This is a genomic window from Chitinophaga sp. 10T418 (assembly GCF_056394125.1).
In genome coordinates this window covers 964,482-982,322 of record NZ_JBFTHG010000001.1, presented here as the reverse complement: position 1 = coordinate 982,322, position 17,841 = coordinate 964,482, and the positions used below count along the sequence as shown (strand labels likewise).

Genomic DNA, 17,841 nt, shown 5'->3' with positions numbered 1-17,841 from the left:
CATCGCTTTACTGGTTAGGATTCTTAACAATTTTAGGATTGTTGTTCCTGATATCATCTCCGATAGCCGCATAATAATTACCGAGGCGGAATAAATGTGCGGAGGTTACGGCACCTGGCAATACCTGTTTAAAGACATATTTGCCATTATTGGGACTTCCCGGGTCATATACTTTATACGGCCACAAAGCAAATACCCTGGTGCTGGACTCGTCACTTTTTCCCGGCTGGGTGGTCAGGTTGGTCTTTACCCCATTCCACACTTTATGCGCCAAACGCCAGCGCTTCATATCCCAAAACTCATGACCTTCAAAAGCCAGTTCTACTTTTCTTTCATGTACAATCCGGTCGAAAGTAATATCTGCTGCTGTCAATGGAATTTTAAACCCTGCCCGTTCACGTACCTGGTTTATGTAACCAGCAGCTACGTCACGCTGTCCCAGTTCAAAGGCTGCTTCTGCCGCATTCAGCAATACTTCCCCATAACGATACCTGATCCACCATACTTCACTCTGTGTACCAATACGACCCGAACCAACGGTAGGGTCCATATACTTCCGGATAATAAAACCAGACTGCGCACTAAACTCAAGATTATTAACCGGCCCATCGTAACCTACTACCTGCACATCCGGACCATTCGGCTCCAGCTTTCCTTTAGCTCCGAAATTATCTCCGGTGATGATCTTTCCGTCTTTCAACATATATCCTGCCCAGATATCTACTTTTTTGTCCTTAAATTCAGCGCCGGGCAAAATAACGGTCGCGGCTAAACGTGGATCTCTGTTGGCAAACAGATCCAATGGATCATTATAATATACATATCCGCCACCTGCTGCATTGGTGGGCAATGGCGCAAAAGTGTTATCGAGTAACTCAAACGACTGCACCAGGTTCAACGATGGGTTTAAGCGGCCGCCCTGCTGCTCTTCCGCATTGGAACGTGGCTGGCTCCATAACGTCCACGGCTGCACTCTTCCGCTTTGCAGTTTAAAATCCTTTGCAAAAATCACTTCAGGATTTGATCCTTTATCGATAAAGAGACTGATAAAGTTTTGCGTAAGATTATCACTGTTCTTTTTATACAGGGAATAAGTACCGCTGCTGATCAGCTCTTGTGCCGCTTTCAGCGCCGTTGTGTAATATCCGTTGGCGGCGGAGGCAGGGATACCGACTTCTCCTCCTGGTAAAGTTACCTGCGGCGTTGTAACACCATACTTTGCAATTGCACCTGCATACAACGCAGCCCTTACTTTAGTAGCTAATGCCAGTCCCACGGTTGCACGGGTTTTACTAATCGGGCTAACAGGCAGGTATTTCTTCACGGTATCCATTTCACTGATCACGAAATCATATATTTCAGATTCTTTTGCCCGCGGATGTTGCAGGTAAGCAGGATCACCTTCATAATTATATTCCATAGGCTTTAACACCAGTGGTACACCTCCTACTCTTTTTACCTCTTCAAAATATACCACGGCTCTCAGGTAGCGCGCTTCTGCAATAAACCGGTTCTTTACATCCGCTTTCAGCTTGGTAGAAGTACCACATTTGTCGATGAAAATATTCAACTCCCGGATATAGGCATAGTCCCAATAAGTAATTTCTCCGGTATTCCGGGCTATCATCCCCGGAAACACATAATCATACTCGGTAGTGCCATGCCTCCAATACTGTCCGTTCTCTGAGGCAAATGCTTCGTCAAACCGCGCAAATTCACCCCAGTTATCTATCGTTTGTGTCACCATAGAAGGAATGCCTGTGGCGTTGGCATCGGTTTGACGATCCGGATACCGGTCATACAAATCGGCCAGCACAGACAGTATTAATCCTTCATCATTCCATAGTTGATCATTCTGCAATACATTGGAAGGTGCTACACTGAGGAAATCTTTATCATTACACCCTGCATTTACAGCAAATACAGCCAGACATATATATAACAAACTTTTTTTCATAATGATTCTATTTATTACTTAGAAAGTAAGGTTCAGGCCAATATTCACCAGCTTATTCTGCGGATACTGCAACCCGTTTTCATCCGCTATCTCCGGCTCTATCCCAAGGTCTTTCACATTATCCAGTGAGAACAGGTTATAAGTGTTGATATATATCCTGGCCTTCTTAAACTTCACCCTGTCGAGCAGTTGCGGAGGAATGGAATAACCCAGTTCCATGGTACGCAGCCGTATATAATGCACATTATGCAGCCAGAAAGTAGACGCTTTGTTGTAGTTGCTGTGATCTCCTTTATTGAATCGTAACGGCGGATTTTTTCCGGGTATCCATTTACTGTTTACATCAAAAGGATCTTCCCGATGCCAGCGATCATCATAAAACTGTTTCAGCAGATTACCTCCATTCTGGAAAGGCCATCTCATCTCCCAGTTTTGATTATACGAATACATAGAACCACCGGAGAAGTCGGCTGCAAAATCAAATCCATTCCATCTTACTCCCAGGTTAAAACCAAAGTTCACCGTAGGATTACCCGTTGTCTGGTACCCGATGGGTCTTTCATCATAGCCGTCAATTACATTATCGCCGTTTAAATCCTTATAAATAATATCTCCCGGCAGTAATGTTTTGTTTCCCTTTCCATCTACGTTGACAGGATATTTGTTGATTTCTTCCTGTGACTGGAACTGCCCGATGGCTTCATATCCCCAGTAAATATTATTCCACCTGTTTTCAATAGAAGAGCGGTAATGATCCAGCGAATTACCCCATACCGGTTTGTAAGATTCCAGGAATTTACTTCTTGAATAAGACACGTTACCGCCGATCACAAAATTCACTTTACCCACATTGGCAGTATAGGCAGCAGAAAATTCTCCACCTTTCTGCTGATCACTGTTTACGTTTTCATCCGGTAAACTGTAGCCGAGTTCACTGGGCACCAGCACGTCATACTTGCGACCACGAAGCCCGGAACGTTTACGGTTAAAGAAATCCAGGGAGCCGTATACTTTACCATTCCACAACTGGTAATCCAGGCCTATATCCGCGATCTTGCTGACAAACCAGGAGAGGCGGTTATTAGGTACGCCTTTATCACGGGAACCTTTAATTACAGTACCATCCAGTATCACGGTAGAAGTAGCATAGGTATATCCAGGCAGGTAATCGTATGCGCCAATACCTATATCATCGTCACCCAGTTCTCCATAAGAACCACGGACTTTCAATTCCGTGAGGATGCTGTTACTGCCCAACCATTTCTTGAAGAATGCTTCTTCCGTCAACCGCCATCCGGCAGAAACAGAAGGGAAGAAGCCCCACCTTTTATCCGGTGCGAATTTCCAGGAGCCATCATAGCGTCCGGCTACTTCCAGGAAATACTTATCACTGAAACTATAGTTAAAACGGCCAATGTAGCCAATTCGTGCTTCCGTCCAGTCGGCGTCATTGTAGGTGTCCATATCAGAAAACTGGATCAATGGCAGCACATTACTTTTAGGCACGGCATGCACCCATACATCCAGTTCCCGGCGTTTAATTCTTTCTGACACGAAAGTAGCACCAATGGTATGTTTGCCGAAAGTGTTGTTATAGTTCACCTGTCCCTGCAATACATTCTCCAGCACCTTATGCGTACCGCGTTCGCGCCATGGGTTGGAGCTACCGCCTGTACGCTCATAGGTGTCGTTGTCTGCATGATAGGTATACGTGTCATACGTATATTCGTGACCGTTCATCAGCTTGTCCGCGTAGTAATAGGAGTACATACCTTTTAAGGTCAGTCCCTTAATGGGTGTTTCGTAGGTGCCATTAAAGTTGGTTTGCAGCACTCTCCAGTCTTCTGTCCAATAGCCGGAGATGGCTTTGGATTGTACTGCCCAGTTCTCCGTATTATGGCCAATATCATTAGGATATAATGGGTTGTCATTCGCATACGGTCTTTCTGTAGGTCTGTTACGGAACAGCGCAAAACGTGGCGCCCAGTAGTCATCTCCGCCGGGTACTCCGGGGTTATCCCGTTCTTCAATACGGCCGTTGATCTGTACCCCTACTTTAAGCCGTTTGGTGATTTTAGCATCCACATTACTTTGGATGTTGGTACGATTAAAATCAAATTCCCTTCCCAATACAGACTTCTGATCCAGGCGGGTAACAGACAAGTAATAGTTGATATTTTCCGATCCACCGGTAGCGTTTACGTTGATGGAATGCTGCGGTGCATTTTTCTTTATGATGAAATCGTACCAGTCGAAGCTCTGGTATCCTTTTTCTGAACCGGCTTTCCATTTCTCCAGTTCTGCTTTGGTGATATCTGTTCTGGGATCTTCGGCATTCATTTCCGCATCTGCTTTCCCCAGCATCCATTCATAAGCATTCACTGTTTTAGGAAACCGGGACCAGTTTTGCCATCCCGTATATGCGTCTACGTTAATGGCGTTGCCACTACCAGGTTTCCCTCTTTTGGTAGTAACCACGACCACGCCATTCGCCGCCCTTACGCCATAAATGGCGGCAGAGGCGTCTTTCAGCACAGTAATACTTTCTATATCATTAGGGGAAATATTATTGAACTGACCTGCATCTTTCTGAATACCATCAATTACATACAGGGCGTTACCAAAATTACGGATTTGAATATTGGCGCTGGCGCCAGGTCTGCCGTCCGGCATACGGAAAGAAACACCAGGTATTTTACCCGCCAGTGTAGCGCTTACTGTAGAAGCATGTACTCTTTCCAGGTCTTTACTGGTAACGCCGGAAATAGCACCGGTAACCGATTCCTTTTTTTGCGTGCCATAACCTACCACAATTACTTCGCCCAGTCCTTTGCTATCTGTCAGCAGCCGAACATTCACTTCCTTTTTTTCTCCTACTGAAATTTCCTGTTTTATATAACCAACAAATGAAAACACCAGCACCGCATTTTTGTTCGGAACAGAAAGCTGGTAGCTACCATTACCATTGGTAGATGTTCCCCTGGTGGTGCCTTTTATACTGATCGTGACACCAGGCAGTGCAACTCCCTGCTCATCTGTTACCTTACCGGTAATGTTAATATCTGTGGGAGCTCCGTGCGCCATAAGCACAGCAAAGAGCAGGCATACTGTTAAGTGCAGGCATGGGCCAGCCAGTATTACTTTCCGGATCAGATCCCGGATACGTAATCGTTTTTTCATAACTATTTTTTGTGGTCTTTTAAATTTATCAGGCTTACATAACTGTTTCTTTGGTTGATGGTGCTATCTTCTTACTTTACTACGGGGAATGCTACTATTCTTACCTTGGTACAACCATATGGTACCAGGGTGATTACTTCTTCTTTATCACTCACTTTACCTTTATATACGCCATTTCTATCAGTAACGGGTTGAGGCGCTACATCATCCACCAGCTTCCATTCCGGAATCTTTTTACCGGTGGTGGTAATGGTAAGGGGTGCATGCTCCAGGTTCCATACAAAATCTGCTGTTACCGGTTTTATATTATTTACCTGCAGATATTGCGCGGGTGATTGAATAACTTTTTCAGGGATGCCATAATTCCAGTCGTCTTTGGGATACACGCTGAAATAATCACCTTCTACCTCATCGTGTCCTTTTTCCCACTGCTCTGCTAACTTTAACGCATACACGATCGGGCCACGTTCTACCGTACGGGAATTACGCCCCCAGTTGGAAGTACTTACCTCCATAGGTAATTGCAAGATGAGTTGATCATTGTTGTTCCAGGTACGTTGAATGGTGATCACCTGTCCTCCCTTTTCTGAACGGATCTTTTCGCCGTTGAGCATCACTACGGCTTCCGTACACCAGGCAGGAATACGCAACTGCAGCGGAAATGCTACTGATTGCTGCATGGCCATACTGAACCTTATCTGCTCTTCAAAAGGATAACAAGTGGCCTCTTTGATGGTTACAGCGGTATTGTTTTTCCCTACTTTGGCGCTGACTTCATTAGGACTGTAAGTCAGTGCAGCCAAGCCATTGCCGGCAGTACCATACCAGAGGTGTGTTGCGAACTTTGTCCAGCCCTGATGCATGTTAGCCAAACAGCACGTATAGCCACTACGCATGCCCAGCACGTTATTCATTTCCCGGTCAAAAGGAAGTGAAAAGTTAAATACGCCTTTCTTAATATTCACCTGGTTGGCGACCTGGAAATACTGTTTACTATTATAATCGTCTGTGGTCTGTGTTGGCAGTGCATTAAAAGTCATACGCTCCAGGGCATCCATATACATGGGATCACCGGTGATGCCGATAATTTCTTCCAGCGAAAACATAGACTCTACCACCGCACATAGCTCTGTTCCCTGCGTAGGTGCATTACCGTGCAGATCTTCATCGGCCGAAAAAACACCCATGGGTAAACCATGCAGGTTCATCAGGTCTGTAAACCCGGTATGTAAGTCCTGCAGATATTTTTTATTACCTGTACGCTGATAGTTCAGGGCTGGCGTCTTGAGTCCCATCCCCACATTCACACCATGGCGGCGCATCCAGTGCTGGTCATTTTGCTGTGCTGCGGCATCTATCACCCAGTTGCGGTTGCCCAACCAGGTACTCCAGGCAAAAGACTGTGATTCCAGTAATCCCGCCAGCTCCAGTAGTTTTTTATCCTTATTGATGCTGTACAGCCATTGCGCCATCATGATATTTTCTGATCCACGGGAAGTGGCCCACTCTGTCCATTTACCCAGTGGACAAGTCTTTAACGCCTGTAACTGGTAATGAAAATACCGTGTCATAAAAGTTAAAACGCGGGTATCATTTGTGGCCGTATAATATTGTTGCAGTACTTTGAGCATCACCATCTTGGGCCACCAATCTTCTCCGTCCGCTGCGTTACTAACGCCAACGGGTATATTTTTTTCCCGCTCTGAGTTTGTCAGTGGACCAAAATATCCGGAAGGGCGCTGCTGTTGCAACGTCCAGTTAATATAGCGCAATACCTTTGTCTGTAATGTTTTATCGTCCAGCAGGTATGCCAGTGGTACTGCCCCATCCAGCCAGTATGGTGTTTCTTCCCACCCATCGCCTTTTCCTCCCAGCCAGCCATTATCGTTTTTTACCTTATTATATACTTCATCGAGGTGACCGGTGCTGCCATCCCGCATAATCTCCAATTGGTGGCGCAGCCATCCCTGTGGCTTTACGGCTCCCAGTGGCAATGCTTTGTATACCGGCGTTACATAGGCGTTTGTGTCAGCCCTGGCACCCGGCGAATGCATAGCATCCGCCGGGACAATACCAACCAAAAAAGCAGAAAGAATAAATAAGCCTGTCGACTTTCGCTTTCTCATTCTTATGGTTTTAAGGTGACCAAAGCCGGGTTATACAATTTCTGATGAACGGCCTTCAATTTTTCCAATGGCATCTTCTGCACTTTCCGGTCATACGTCATTAAGCCGTTTGTCTCTACTTCCACATCCGTGGTTTGTGTATATACTGCTGCTGACAATCCTTGCCTGATCAACGTTTCCAGTCTGTCGGTAAAACCGCTGTAACGTTTAAAAAGATCTTCCGCATTTTTGAAGCTCTGGTATCCCCAGTTATCTTTCTGCTGCCATACGTGATCGTTTACCGGCAATCCCAGTCCACCGAATTCACCCAGCACGATAGCACGCTTATCACCATACACTGCCGGATCCGGCATAGCTGGTTCCGGATAGTTATGCAGATCGATAATATGTCCTACAGGGTAGAAGTTACCTCCACTGGCGGTATTCACCAGGCGGGAAGGATCTTTCTGCATGGTCCATTGGGCAATGTCCATGGTTTTAAACTGTCCCCATGCTTCGTTGAAAGGGGTCCATACCACAATAGAAGGATAGTTATATAAATGATCGATGATGGCATTCCATTCTTTTCTATAGTAGCCTTCTGACTCAGCGGAGCGTTGCTGATCCGAACCACGGTCAATTACACCCGGGCGGGGTTCCCAGCCGTTGCCCAGGTCGCCGCTTGGCATATCCTGCCATACCATGATGCCTAACTGATCGCAGTAGTAGTACCAACGTGCCGGCTCAACTTTGATATGTTTGCGGATCATATTAAAGCCCATCGCTTTGGTTTGCACAATATCAAATTTCAATGCCTCATCTGTAGGGGCAGTATACAATCCGTCAGGCCACCAACCCTGATCCAGTGGACCAAACTGAAATACAAAACGATTGTTCAGCAACATGCGTTCCGTACCGTTGGCATCTTTTCCGATAGAAGATTTGCGCATCGCGAAGTAACTCTTCACCTCATCAATCACTTTTCCTTTACGTGTAACCGTTAACTTTAGATCGTACAGGAAAGGAGATTCCGGTGACCATAGTTTAGGCGATGCAATTTTCAATACGGTGTTCTCTCCACTCATCACACTTTCGGCGACTTTGGTACTGCCATCAAAAGCGGCTACGGTGACTACATCTCCGGCTTTTGCATTCTGTATATTGGCATTTATCGTCAGGCTTTCCTGGTCAATATCCGGTGTTTGTTTGGTACCTGCTATATAAGTATCAGCTACCGCTTCCACCCATACTGTTTGCCAGATACCTGTTACCGGTGTATACCAGATACCTTCCGGTCTCTTCACCTGCTTACCTCTTGGCTGTACGCCTTCATCGGTAGGATCCCACACACGCACTACGATATCCTGCTTCCCTTTTTTCAGCAGGGCAGTAATATCCAGGGTAAAAGGATCAAAACCTCCTTCATGGCTGCCTGCTTCCTGACCATTCACGTATACGGTGGTACGCCAATCTACCGCACCAAAATGCAGCAGCACTTTTTTCCCCTGCATGCCGGAAGGCAGTGTAAGCGAGGTGTTATACCATAATACATTGTCTTTTCCCACATTACGTCCTACACCGGAGAGTGCTGATTCTACGGCAAAGGGTACCAGTATCTGTCCGTCCCATGCAGTGGGCTTATCTTCATTTTTAGGTTTAATGGCATAGTTCCACAGTCCATTCAGATTTTTCCAGTTGCCGCGTACCAACTGTGGGCGTGGATATTCGGGCAAGGTAGTAGTAGGAGTTACCTGTTCACTCCAGGAAGTCGCAATTTTTCCTGTAACCATTTTCCACGCTTGCTGTTGTGCCGATGCAGCATTCCATCCAAGTCCGAGCACCAATGCAAAAATTAAGTGTGTTTTTTTCATATGTATACTTGAAGTGATTTTATTCTCCTGAAGGATTTTTAATAGCGGTATTTATTTTTACCGGCAGGCCAAAGTCCGGGCTCCCATCGGCTTTCCAGTTGACCCGTTGCATACGCGGATTTCTGCGCTGTCCACAACCTTCTCCTGCTTTGGAGTTGGCGTGATAGATAATCCAGTCCTCTTTTCCATCCGGTGATTTAAAAAAGCCATTATGACCTGGGGCGTAAGCGCCGTTTTCCGGTTTACTTTGCAACACAGGTTCGGCAGACTTCGTCCAGCTTTGCGGTTGCAGCGGGTCTGCACCATGTTTGAGCTGCATGATACCCAGTGCATAGTTTTCTGTCCAGCAACCGCAGGCGGAAAAGATAAGGAACACTTCTCCCTTGGCATTCTTCAGTATTTCCGGTCCTTCGTTTACGCCATTCTGTTCCCATGGATACTGTGGCGCAGCTATTTCCACCCTTGGAGATATCAGTGTCCAGGGATTGGCCATGCGGGCGATGTATAATCGTTGCACAATATCTTTTCCATTATGTCCACTCCAGATAAAATAGTTTTTGCCTTTGTGCGTAAAGATGGTACCATCTATAGCAAAGTAATTGGCCGCGGTATCCCTGATTTGGCCTTTATCTGTCCAGGTACCGGTAGTAGGATCTTTAGCAGTATTTTCCAGCACAAAGGTGTGCTGCGGATGTATACTGTCTGAGGATCCCGCGGTGTAATACAGGTACCATTTATTATTCAGACGATGCAACTCCGGCGCCCAGATGTCCCTGGCATTAGGGCCTTTGGCTGGTGGTGTCCATATCACCACTTCCTTTGTTTGCCTCAGGGCAGACATGGCAGCAGTTTTACGTATCACCAGGTTATGGCCGGTGGTGTTTAAATAATAGTACATCCCATCCTGTTGTATCACCCATGGGTCAGGACCGCTCCCGAGCAAGGGATTGGTAAAAACACCACTGGTATCAGGCCGGGCCGCATGGCAAAGGCTGCTGATCAGTAACAGGCATAGCAGCGAAAGTAGTTGGCTACTTTTCATAACATGGATTTAGAAAATGGCCTATATAAGCGTAAAAATCACGCTTATATCTATTCTCCAAAGAAAACACTTCCTATTGTTACTTGTTTGCTCATTTATCTCAATCTTTCTCTTTTTTGTATCAATTTAGGAGATAGACACGGGGAATGAGCTTTTAGCTAAAAAACTGTTAGTTTTAGCTTTTACAATCCGGACAGGACCAGATGATAAAAGTCAGATACTATATTTTCCTTTTACTGTTGCTGGTGAGCAAAACACTTTATAGCCAGGAAGCCAACTTCATTCACTACCAGGTAGAGAACGGATTGTCTCATAACGCGGTTATTTGTACACTACAGGACCGGCAGGGTTTTATGTGGTTTGGCACCATGTATGGCTTAAACCGGTTCGATGGTTATACGTTCCGCGTATTCCGCAGATCAAACGAACCGGGCAGCCTGGGAGCTAATTTTATACTCAGTCTTTTCCAGGATGATAACGGGCTGTTATATGTAGGAACAGATAAAGGCGTGTATGTATACGACCCGTACAGTGAACAATTCCGCGAATTCAACAAAAGAACAAACGGAGACATACACAGTATTACCAAAGATACACAGGGCGATATCTGGATCACGTCGAGCGGGCGGCTATTCCGTTACCACGCAGCTACAGACAGTTTGTACGATGTTCCCGGTTTTCGGGACGTATCGTCCATTTGTATGGGAAGTGATGGTCAGTTGTGGCTAGCATCTTCTGAAGGGAAAATAGGTGTATATGACAGGCATAAAAATACGATGCTCAGCTACTCCCTCTTTGACCATTCTCCGAAAAGCAGCACGCTTTGGATACAAAAAATTGTAGCTATCGGGAAAGACTCCATCTGGGCCTGCACCAATACACAGGGCGTTAAATTATTTGATACACGCACACGTACTTACAAAGATTTTTTTTCTACCGCACCTGATCATACAGAAATATTTGCGCGGGATATTATTCAACGAACAGGTGATGAATATTGGGTAGCCACAGAATCGGGCATCTATATTTATCATCTTCAAAGCGGGGAAATCATCAACCTGAAAAAAAAATACAACGACCCTTATTCTTTATCTGACAATGCAGTATATAATTTTTGTAAAGATAAGGAAGGTGGAATATGGGCGGATACTTACTTTGGCGGCATCAACTATTTTCCGCAGCCCTATACTTCTTTTGAAAAATTTTTCCCGCAAACAGGTATTGCCTCCCTCAGTGGCAATGCCGTAAGAGAAATCCACAACGATCGTTACGGACATTTATGGATAGGAACAGAAGACGGAGGCCTGAATAAATTCACGCCCGCTACCGGTGAGTTTCGCAATATAAAGCCGCTGCCACCGCCACAAAGTGGCCTCTCACATAATAATATCCATGGATTACTGGTTACCGGAGATTCTTTGTGGATAGGCACTTTCGAACATGGGCTGGATGTCATGGATATCCCCAGCGGTAAATTTATCCGGCATTACAATGCAGGCAGCCAGCTACATGAACTACACAGCAATTTTATTTACTGTATGCTACGTACCAGTAGTGGCGATATCCTGATATGCACAACGAGGGGATTATATCAGTATAACCGTGAACGTGATGATTTTGATACGGTGACCGAAGCGCCGGATTATATATTTTATACCGCGGTATTTGAAGACAATGAAGGCACCATCTGGCTGGGTACTGTGAGAGATGGACTATATTATTATAACCGCCGCACCGGTAAAAAAGGAGTCTACCTGCATGATCCTGCCAATCCGCATAGCGTGAGTAACAACCGCGCCAACAGGATATTTCAGGACAGTCAGCATCGCCTGTGGCTGGCGACAGACGATGGTCTTTGCTTATTTCACCCACAACAAAATAATTTCACCACCTACGATACCCACCACGGTTTCCTGAGCAATATGGTGTTCAGCGTCCTGGAGGATAAGCGTGGACAGCTGTGGGTAACAACGTCTAAAGGACTCGCGTGTTTTTCTCCGGCTACGGAGAAGGCGGTTGTTTTTACGAAAGCCAATGGATTATTAAATGATCAGTTCAACTATAATTCCGTTTACCAGGATAGCAGCGGCAATATGTACTTTGGCGGCGTGAAAGGCATGATCCGTTTTAACCCGGATCATTTCCTGCATAATAGCTTCCTGCCGCCTATATACATTACCGGTTTCCAGGTGTTTAATAAAGAAGCACAGGTAGGTGATATCCTGAAAAAGTCGGTATCATTTACCGACACAGTAGTATTGTCGCATGACCAGTCATCGTTCAGTATTGACTTTGCGGCACTCAGTTACACATCCCCGGAGATGACGGCCTATGCGTATATGATGGATGGGCTGGACAAAGACTGGACTTATTTAGAAACCAACCGTAAAGTTTATTTTACCAAACTATCTCCCGGCACTTATCGCTTTATGGTAAAAGCAGCCAACAGTGGCGGTAGCTGGAGTGTATCGCCACGGATACTTTTCATTAAAATATTGCCTCCTTTCTGGGCCAGCTATTGGGCATACACGGTGTACGCGATTTTACTGTGCAGTATTATTTATGGCATTATCCGCTGGTACCATCAACGGGCATTACAAAAACAAAACAGATTACTGGAGTTACTGGCACATGAAAAAGAGAAGGAAGTGTACCAGGCCAAGATAGAGTTCTTCACTCACCTGGCACATGAAATACGGACGCCGCTCACACTCATCAAAGGGCCTATGGAAAAGGTGATCCGCAAATCGGAAGAGGTGCCGCTGATACAAAAAAACCTGCGGATTATGGAACGGAATACCGATCGTCTGCTGGATTTAACGAATCAGCTACTGGACTTCCGTAAAACAGAGATCAATGGATTCAGTCTTAATTTTGTGCGCACGGATATTCCTGATCTGCTGAAAGAAAACCACCTGCGCTTTACACCAGCGGCCGAGCAAAAAACTATCCGTTTCAAAATAGAATTATCCAGCCTGCATTTCTTTGCGTATGTAGATACAGAAGCATTGCACAAAATATTAGGCAATCTTATTAACAATGCTATCAAATATGCTGCTACCAAAGCATCTATACACCTGCTGCCGGTAACCGAAGGAGATCTTACCTTTACCATACTGGTAAAAAATGACGGGTATATTATTCCTCCGGAGATGAAGGAAAAAATATTCGAACCTTTTTTCCGCGTAAAGGCAACGGCGGAACAATCCGGCACCGGTATCGGTTTATCACTGTCGAGATCCCTGACGATACTGCATAAAGGCAGCCTGGAATTGATTACAGCGGATGCTGAACTCAATGTATTTTCGCTTACCTTACCTATTCATCAGGAAATAGAATTTAATCTGAGCAAATGGAAAATAAACCACTGATACTGTTGGTAGATGATAACGAAGAAATACTTTCTTTCATCGCTGATGACCTGGAAGAGAAATATAAAGTAGCCACGGCGCTTCATGGGGCGGTGGCGCTTGAAATATTGCAGGAACAGCCTGTGCAGCTGGTGATCAGTGATGTAATGATGCCGGTAATGGATGGTTTTGAACTGTGCCGTATTATTAAATCCGGTGTGGAGTCCAGCCATATTCCCGTGATCCTGCTCACGGCCCGCAACACCCTGCAATCTAAAATTGAAGGCCTGGAACTGGGCGCAGATGCTTACGTAGAAAAACCATTCTCCCCGGAATTTCTGCAGGCACAAATAGCCAGTCTGCTGAGCAACCGGCATAAAATAAAATCCTATTATGCCAGCAGTCCGCTGGTACATCTGCGCAGTATGGCCAATACCAATGCAGATGAACAATTCCTGGAAAAACTCCACGACCTCATCAATCAGCATCTGACCAATATGGACCTGGATGTGGAGCAACTGGCTGATTTCATGAATATGAGCCGTCCTACTTTTTACCGGAAAATAAAAGCAATATCAGATTTAACACCGCATGAACTAATTAATATTGCGCGTCTCAAAAAAGCAGCGGCATTATTATCTACCGGTGCATATAAAATCAATGAAGTAGCAGAGCTGAGTGGCTTTGGTTCATTGACTAATTTCGGTAAGAATTTTCAAAAGCAGTTTGGAATACTACCATCGAGGTATGTAGCGCAAATACAGGCAGAGAGAGATTGTTAGCCGTTTTATTTTTTTGTTTTATCAAACTTCACTACTTTTAGTTATCAGCAGTATTCATCGCTGATTCACTTTCCCCTTTCCCATAAATCAACATTGCAACTCAGGTGTTTTTTGTCAAAAAAGTAAACCTATAAGTTGATTTCATGGAAATAAAACGTATCTTTGATTCAGCAATTAGTACTAGTCCTGGCGGATTATATTCCTTGCAGTATGACCAGTCAGGCATGAGTGAATATAAACGTGTAAGGCAGTACTGGCGGGATCATCAATCGCTGTACACTTTTTTCAATAGCCATATAACTGATCTTAAAAACGGATTCTGGGGTGATTTAAGCATTGATGATGCGATATTAACCACGATGATTGATGCTGATCAGTTTGAAGATGCGTTATTAACTTATTGTCAGGGTGGAAAATATGAGCTGCAATTCATATTTCAGCCATTATACAACAGTGAGTACCGGTTAATCTCTCTCCAAAAAAGTAAAGGAAAATTAAGAAGAAGCTGGTTAAGGTTATATGCACTGCGATTAGAAAGGAATTGTTTTGTTATTACCGGTGGCGCTATTAAACTAACCCACAATATGCAGGCACCGCATCTGCAGGCGGAATTAAACAAATTGGAACGGGCAAAAGTATTTTTCCAATCAAACAACATCTATGTCCCTGAAGATTTAAACACGATATTATGAGCGAACTTAGAAAAAAACTGGACGCATTGGTAACTGAAGATGAGTCAGCTGACTTTGTGGAATGGGTAAATTTCCGCAGGGAAAACAAAGCATGGTTATATAAATCCGGAGCTATTGCCAGCGCTGTGTTACATGCCCTGGATGCATTAAATATCACCAAAAAAGAATTAGCGAAGCGAATGGATGTTTCTCCTCAACAGATCACCAAAATACTACAGGGAAGCGAAAACTTAACATTGCAAACCATTACAAAACTGGAGGCAGCATTAAGTGTTGAATTGGTACCAGTTAACCGGGCTGCAATCGTATTAAAAGCTATTGATAAGCGAAATAAAGAAAGTAAAGCGCAACCAGATAAGTCCTGATAAAACGCTTATCTGAAATGATATAATACACCACTATTTTCTACTATTGTTACTCCGTCTTGCCAAATATTCTCTTGCTTCCCCGCAGGAAAAATGATATATTAGCGATATTCATAGATCCGGAAACTGGCATCTGACACATATGTGCGGTGATTTCTCATTGCCATAAATGTACAACACACGAACCTTAAATCGATATTTACTGTATGCATCTACCATCATTGATCATTGACCTGGCATTAATATTAGGAGCGGCGGGCGTTATTACTTTACTATTCAGAAGGCTAAAACAGCCGATGGTGCTAGGGTATATCATTGCAGGATTTTTAGTGGGTCCGAACTTTCATTTATTTCCTACCATCGCAGATGCCACGGGAATAAAAACATGGTCCGAGATCGGCGTAATATTCCTTTTATTTTCATTGGGACTGGAATTCAGTTTCAAAAAACTCATGCGCGTAGGAGGCACCGCCACCATCACCGCATTTGTAGAAATAGCCTGTATCACCATTGCCGGTTACTTCACCGGGCAACTCATGGGCTGGAGTTTTATGGACAGTCTTTTTCTCGGCGGCTTACTCGCCAGTTCCTCTACTACCATTATTATCCGTGCATTTGAAGAATTAGGTATCAAGAAAAAATCCTTTACCAAAATCGTATTCGGCGTCTTGGTGATAGAAGATATTGTAGTTATCCTCATGATGGTGCTGCTATCCACCATGGCCGTGAGCCGGGAGTTTGAAGGCACGGAGATGTTATTTACCATCGCCAAACTGATGTTCTTCCTGGCCATCTGGTTTCTCGCCGGCATCTTCCTGTTGCCAACAGCGCTCCGGAAAATGGAAAAGTATATGAACAGTGAAACCCTGCTGATACTGAGTATAGCCCTCTGTTTGGGCATGGTAATACTGGCCACCAAAGTTGGTTTCTCTGCAGAACTGGGTGCATTCATCATGGGTTCTATCATCGCAGAAACTACTTCTTCCGAAAAAGTAGAACACCTGATACAACCGGTAAAAGATTTATTCGGCGCCATCTTTTTTGTATCTGTGGGCATGCTCATTAACCCGGAAATGATTGTTGAATATAAATGGCCGGTATTGTGGATAACGTTATTAACATTAACCGGTAAATTTCTCAGCACCACTATTGGCGCGCTGCTGTCCGGCCAGCCGCTGAAACAAGCCGTACAGGTAGGTATGAGTATGGCGCAGGTGGGTGAATTTGCTTTCATCATTGCTACACTGGGTGTTACCCTGGGCGTGACAAGCGAGTTCCTTTTCCCCGTGGCAGTAGGCGTTTCGGCCATTACCACCTTTACCACACCTTACATGATTAAGTTTTCCGTGCCGCTATACAACTGGTTGGAAAAAATTATTCCTGCACGCTGGTTAAATGCTATGAATCGCTATAGTGCCAGTTCACAAACCTTACAGGCGGAAAGCGACTGGCGCATTGTATTACGCAGTTACGTAAAAGTAATTGTGCTGAATAGCGTTATCATGTTGGCCATCATCCTGCTGAATACCTATTACATCGGACCTTTTGTGATAAAGTATCTGAACAACACGTTCAGTGCAAGACTACTTTGTGTAGTCATCGGTATTGCGATGATGTCGCCATTTATCTGGGCGCTGATGGTACAAAAAATCTCCAGCATCTCTTACAAGGCGCTGTGGCTGGATTCCAAATACAATCACGGTCCGCTGGTGGTGGTGGAAGTAGTGCGTAACATTGTGGCGGTGCTGCTGGTAGGTTTCCTCGTAAACCAATACTTTTCTTTCTGGCAGGCACTGCTGGGCACCGCTATAGTATTGGCCTGTGTGCTGCTGGTACTGCGTTCACAGCTACAGAAATACTATAACCGTATTGAACGCCGTTTCCTGGCGAATCTGAATGCACGCGAAAATGCAGATGCTGCAGCACATAAAACAGCGGCGGCAGACCTCTTGCCATGGGATGCGCAGGTATCCGAAATAGAAATAGATCCCTGGTCAAGCCTGGTGGACAAACCCCTCATAGACCTGCAGCTGCGCGAAAAATATGGCATCAACGTAGGCGCTATCAAAAGAGGGAATGTGACTATTTACGCTCCTACCCGCGATGAAAAATTATTCCCGCATGATATCCTCACCGCCATCGGTACAGAGGCACAGCTGGAAGAATTTAACCGCGTAGTAAATACCCTGAATATTCACCGGAGTGATGATGTGGCAGATGAAAACATAGGCTTAACCAGCCTGGTAGTTGATGAACACAATGGTCTCAAAGGACAAAGTATCCGCGATTCCGGTATCCGGGAAAAAACAAAAGCCCTGGTAGTAGGCATTGCGCGTGGTGGCGAAAAAATACTGAATCCTGCTTCTGAAACCGTTTTTGAATGGGAAGATGTGGTATGGCTGGTAGGTAATCGGAAAAAAATCATGGAATTTTCACGGAGTAACGCGTAATAATATCTTCTTACAAATAAAAAATGCAGCGGAGAAAACATCCGCTG

General features: G+C 44.9%; 10 protein-coding genes. 5 read left to right on the top strand and 5 right to left on the bottom strand.

What is annotated here, in order from left to right:
• Positions 1-7: 7 nt before the first annotated feature.
• The 5 genes from AC1DCV_RS04090 to AC1DCV_RS04070 all read right to left on the bottom strand — a co-directional run bounded on the left by AC1DCV_RS04090 (position 8) and on the right by AC1DCV_RS04070 (position 10,155).
• Positions 8-1,957, bottom strand: a complete 1,950-nt coding sequence (locus AC1DCV_RS04090) for a RagB/SusD family nutrient uptake outer membrane protein (protein WP_477021963.1) — start codon at positions 1,955-1,957, stop codon at positions 8-10.
• Positions 1,958-1,975: 18 nt separating this feature from the next.
• The gene (locus AC1DCV_RS04085) at positions 1,976-5,137 is read right to left on the bottom strand and encodes a SusC/RagA family TonB-linked outer membrane protein (protein WP_477021962.1); all 3,162 of its coding nucleotides are present in this window, start codon (positions 5,135-5,137) and stop codon (positions 1,976-1,978) included.
• 71 nt (positions 5,138-5,208) lie between these two features.
• Positions 5,209-7,263: a beta-L-arabinofuranosidase domain-containing protein gene (locus AC1DCV_RS04080; protein WP_477021961.1), complete on the bottom strand. Its 2,055-nt coding sequence runs from the start codon at positions 7,261-7,263 to the stop codon at positions 5,209-5,211.
• A gap of 2 nt (positions 7,264-7,265) precedes the next feature.
• Positions 7,266-9,113, bottom strand: coding sequence for a glycoside hydrolase family 2 protein (locus tag AC1DCV_RS04075; protein ID WP_477021960.1), 1,848 nt, complete (start codon positions 9,111-9,113; stop codon positions 7,266-7,268).
• A 19-nt stretch (positions 9,114-9,132) separates the two neighbouring features.
• On the bottom strand, positions 9,133-10,155 hold the full coding sequence (locus AC1DCV_RS04070) for a glycoside hydrolase family 43 protein (RefSeq protein WP_477021959.1): 1,023 nt from the start codon (positions 10,153-10,155) through the stop codon (positions 9,133-9,135).
• A 203-nt stretch (positions 10,156-10,358) separates the two neighbouring features.
• On the opposite strand from AC1DCV_RS04070, the gene AC1DCV_RS04065 reads away from it, so the two are divergent.
• The 5 genes from AC1DCV_RS04065 to AC1DCV_RS04045 all read left to right on the top strand — a co-directional run bounded on the left by AC1DCV_RS04065 (position 10,359) and on the right by AC1DCV_RS04045 (position 17,794).
• Positions 10,359-13,526, top strand: a complete 3,168-nt coding sequence (locus AC1DCV_RS04065) for a ligand-binding sensor domain-containing protein (RefSeq protein WP_477021958.1) — start codon at positions 10,359-10,361, stop codon at positions 13,524-13,526.
• A complete protein-coding gene (locus tag AC1DCV_RS04060) occupies positions 13,508-14,287 on the top strand; it encodes a response regulator transcription factor (protein ID WP_477021957.1) in 780 nt (259 codons plus the stop codon). Before AC1DCV_RS04065 ends, AC1DCV_RS04060 begins: the two co-directional genes overlap by 19 nt.
• A 143-nt stretch (positions 14,288-14,430) precedes the next feature.
• The gene (locus AC1DCV_RS04055) at positions 14,431-14,979 is read left to right on the top strand and encodes a hypothetical protein (RefSeq protein ID WP_477021956.1); all 549 of its coding nucleotides are present in this window, start codon (positions 14,431-14,433) and stop codon (positions 14,977-14,979) included.
• Entirely contained in the window at positions 14,976-15,344 is a 369-nt protein-coding gene (locus AC1DCV_RS04050; RefSeq protein WP_477021955.1) for a helix-turn-helix transcriptional regulator, read from the top strand. The genes AC1DCV_RS04055 and AC1DCV_RS04050 overlap by 4 nt, the downstream gene beginning before the upstream one ends.
• Before the next feature lie 206 nt (positions 15,345-15,550).
• Positions 15,551-17,794 (top strand): monovalent cation:proton antiporter family protein, encoded by a 2,244-nt coding sequence (locus AC1DCV_RS04045; protein ID WP_477021954.1) that lies wholly within the window; start codon positions 15,551-15,553, stop codon positions 17,792-17,794.
• Positions 17,795-17,841 lie beyond the last annotated feature (47 nt).

Bases quoted from the DNA above. Each gene is read 5' to 3' on its own strand.
- AC1DCV_RS04090 (WP_477021963.1), bottom strand. From the start codon at position 1,957: ATGAAAAAAAGTTTGTTATATATATGTCTGGCTGTATTTGCTGTAAAT.
- AC1DCV_RS04085 (WP_477021962.1), bottom strand. From the start codon at position 5,137: ATGAAAAAACGATTACGTATCCGGGATCTGATCCGGAAAGTAATACTG.
- AC1DCV_RS04080 (WP_477021961.1), bottom strand. From the start codon at position 7,263: ATGAGAAAGCGAAAGTCGACAGGCTTATTTATTCTTTCTGCTTTTTTG.
- AC1DCV_RS04075 (WP_477021960.1), bottom strand. From the start codon at position 9,113: ATGAAAAAAACACACTTAATTTTTGCATTGGTGCTCGGACTTGGATGG.
- AC1DCV_RS04070 (WP_477021959.1), bottom strand. From the start codon at position 10,155: ATGAAAAGTAGCCAACTACTTTCGCTGCTATGCCTGTTACTGATCAGC.
- AC1DCV_RS04065 (WP_477021958.1), top strand. From the start codon at position 10,359: ATGATAAAAGTCAGATACTATATTTTCCTTTTACTGTTGCTGGTGAGC.
- AC1DCV_RS04060 (WP_477021957.1), top strand. From the start codon at position 13,508: ATGGAAAATAAACCACTGATACTGTTGGTAGATGATAACGAAGAAATA.
- AC1DCV_RS04055 (WP_477021956.1), top strand. From the start codon at position 14,431: ATGGAAATAAAACGTATCTTTGATTCAGCAATTAGTACTAGTCCTGGC.
- AC1DCV_RS04050 (WP_477021955.1), top strand. From the start codon at position 14,976: ATGAGCGAACTTAGAAAAAAACTGGACGCATTGGTAACTGAAGATGAG.
- AC1DCV_RS04045 (WP_477021954.1), top strand. From the start codon at position 15,551: ATGCATCTACCATCATTGATCATTGACCTGGCATTAATATTAGGAGCG.